The 2,394-nt window shown below is 69.6% G+C and carries 2 protein-coding genes; both read right to left on the reverse strand.

What is annotated here, in order from left to right; all coding sequences use genetic code 11:
• Nucleotides 1–113: 113 nt before the first annotated feature.
• Entirely contained in the window at nt 114–776 is a 663-nt protein-coding gene (locus IEZ01_RS35565) for a pentapeptide repeat-containing protein (protein ID WP_267907241.1), read from the reverse strand.
• Between the two features lie 131 nt (nt 777–907).
• Nucleotides 908–2,394, reverse strand: a 1,487-nt coding sequence (locus IEZ01_RS00630) for an ATP-binding SpoIIE family protein phosphatase (protein WP_189199257.1), incomplete at its 5' end; no start/stop codon positions are given.

Here is a 2,394-nt window from a genome sequence, read left to right on the forward strand (position 1 = left end):
AGAGAGTCGGACTTTCTGTCCAGGTCAGGGCCTTGGATCACTTCGGTGAGACAGGGCCCTTGATCGTTTTCTGGGCTCGTGTCGATGGTCTGTCAGTTCACCAGCTCTGACATTCACCCGACCCGCTCGCCGCCTTTCCAGAGAGCGCAGTGGGGAACCTTCTGGCCCCACTTGTAATCATCGTCCTGCCCGCCCTCGACATCGTGCCCTTCGAGCTTCTCCGTAAGAAATTCTTTTGGCCAGCAGGTGAGCGAGTTGATACTCGTGCCGTGGAAGGAGGTTTTTGGGCCGTTGACAATCGCATGAGTGAAGTTGGCACTCTCCAGCTGGGCACCGTCAAGATCGGCGTCCCTCAAATCTGCTTCATAGAAGTTGGCCCCGATCAGGTTCGCATCCTGCATCTGAGCTCCTCTGAGGTCGGCCCCTGTCAGGTCGGTGTCTCGAAGCTGAGCATGCCGCAGGTCTGCGCCCCTGAGATCCGCATTGTGCAGCGCCTTTCCGCTGAAATTGATGCCCTTGATGTCGCGGTCTCCAGGCGTGAACCCGGGTATGGCCTCGGCGATCTCGACATTGGCGCGCCACGCCGCGTATTTCTGGCTCTCTTGGAGTGACTGTTCGAGAAATAGAGCCGACACCCCTATGGCGATACCGGTGATCAATCCACCTCCGATGCCGGCCAGCACTTCGATCCTGGGTTCGCGCGCTGCCTCCCTGACGGCCAGCCGCCATGCGAAAGCCGCACCTGCCGCACCGAGAATGCCGAGCAGAATCAACACCCCGAGGAGAGCCCAGCCTGAGTCAGGCATGGGGACCATCCCCAATATTGCAGGGACCGGGCGAAGTTGCCTCACTCCCTCTCTACGCCTCTCCTCCTAAGATCGCAAGCGCTACGCTTTCGCCCGGCACGTTAGTCCGCCGGAAGCGTCTGTTCCGCCCAGATCGTCTTCCCCGTCGGCGTGTACCGCGCCCCCCAGTGCTGCGTCAGCTGCGCGATCAGGAACAGGCCGCGGCCGCCCTCGTCGTCGGTGCTCGCGTGGCGGAGGTGGGGGGAGGTGTGGCCGGTGTCGGAGACCTCGCAGATCAGGCTGCGGTCGCGGATCAGGCGCAGGCGGACCGGGCCCGAACCGGCGTAGCGGATCGCGTTGGTGACCAGTTCGCTCACCACCAGCTCCGTGGTGAAGGTCAGTTCGTCCAGGTCCCAGTCGCGGACCTGGGTGGCGGCGGCCGTGCGGGCGAGGCCCACCACCTCCGGGTCGGCGGCCAGTTCCCATTCCGCGGTGCGGTGGTGGTCGAGGATCCGGGTGCGGACCAGGAGGAGGGCGACGTCGTCGTCGGGCGGGCCGGGCAGCAGGGAGCCGGTGACCCGGTCGCAGAGCTCGTCCAGCGGTCGGTCGTGGTCGGCCAGGACCGTGCGCAGCCGGTCGAGCTGGTCGTCGACGTCCCGGTCGTGGGTCCGGACCAGGCCGTCGGTGAACAGGGCCAGCACACTGCCTTCCGGCAGGGTCAGCTCGGCCGTCTCGAAGGGCAGTCCGCCCAGACCCAGCGGCGGGCCCGGGGGCAGGTCCGGGAAGGTGACCTCGCCGGTGCCGGGGTCGACGACGGCGGGTGGCGGATGGCCGGCCCGCGCCGCCCGGCAGACCCCCGACACCGGGTCGTACACCGCGTACAGGCACGTCACCCCGAGGGCCAGGTCCGACGGGTCGCCGGGCTGGCCGACCAGGTCGTCCAGGCGGGCCAGGAGCTCGTCCGGGGCGAGGTCCAGCTGGGCGAAGGCCCGTACGCTCGTACGCAGCCGGCCCATCGTGGCCGCCGCGCGCAGCCCGTGTCCGACCACGTCGCCGACCACCAGGCCGACCCGCGTGCCCGACAGGGGGATGACGTCGAACCAGTCGCCGCCGACACCGGCCTTGCCGTCCGCCGGCAGGTAGCGGGAGGCGACCTCCACCGCCGTCAGTTCCGGCAGGTTCCGCGGCAGCAGACTGCGCTGGAGCATCAGCGCCGCGGAGTGCTCGCGGGTGTAGCGGCGGGCGTTGTCGATGCAGACGGCGGCGCGCGCCGCCAGCTCGTCGGCGACGGCCAGTTCACCGGCCTCGAACGGATCGGGGTGCCGGTCCCAGCCGAAGGTGACCACCCCCAGCGTCGCCGCCTCGGCCCGTAGCGGCACCGCGAGCAGCATCCGCTCGGGGTGGTCCGGGTGGCGCCGGTGCACCGGCCGGCCGGAGGCCAGGGCGCGGGCCTGCGCGCTGCGCGGCGGGTGGGTGACGCGCGGAGGGCCGGCGTCCCGGGCCCCGGCGGGCGTGTCCCCCGACGCGGAGGGCGTCGGCCAGTCCGTCTCGGGCCGCTCGCCCGTGTCCCCCGACACCGACACCGACATCGACGCCTGCGCCCCTTCCG

Source organism: Streptomyces purpureus (genome assembly GCF_014648195.1).
Classification (GTDB): Bacteria; Actinomycetota; Actinomycetes; order Streptomycetales; family Streptomycetaceae; genus Streptomyces; species Streptomyces purpureus.